The sequence below is a fragment of the Pseudomonas sp. EA_65y_Pfl1_P113 genome (genome assembly GCF_963970525.1).
GTDB classification, from domain to species: Bacteria; Pseudomonadota; Gammaproteobacteria; order Pseudomonadales; family Pseudomonadaceae; genus Aquipseudomonas; species Aquipseudomonas tritici.
This window is the reverse complement of record NZ_CAXAQM010000644.1, coordinates 1-439: the sequence shown is the minus strand read 5'-3', so window position 1 is coordinate 439 and position 439 is coordinate 1. Positions and strand designations below refer to the sequence as shown.

At 61.0% G+C, this 439-nt stretch carries 1 protein-coding gene; it reads left to right on the top strand.

Annotated features, from left to right (window positions below):
• Nucleotides 1–439, top strand: a 439-nt coding sequence (locus AACY52_RS31525) for a branched-chain amino acid ABC transporter permease (RefSeq protein WP_339561582.1), incomplete at both ends; no start/stop codon positions are given.

The following is a 439-nucleotide window of genomic DNA, read 5'->3' as shown; positions in this document are numbered from 1 at the left end:
ATCCGGCCGGCATTTTCGCCACCAGTTTTGCGCACGATGCGGCGTTGGTGCGGACGCGTCCGCAGCAGATTGCCCTCGCCTTGTTTCTGATTTTCCTGCTGGCGCTGCCGATCCTGTTCGGGCCGCGGCTGCTCGCCATCTCGACACTGATACTGATCTCGTCGGTGATCGTCCTCGGCCTTCAGATCACCACCGGTTATGCCGGCCAGATCAATCTGGGACAGGCCGCCTTTATGGGCGTCGGTGCCTACACGACCGGTTTTCTGGCCACGAAACTGGGGCTGCCGTTCTGGCTGACGATTCCGCTGGGCGGATGTTCCGCCGCTTTGTTCGGCTTCATCTTCGGATTGTCGGCGGTGCGCATCAAGGGGTTCTACCTGGCGCTGACGACGATCGCCGCCCAAGCGCTGTTTCATTTCTTCGTTCTGAACCTGCCCTG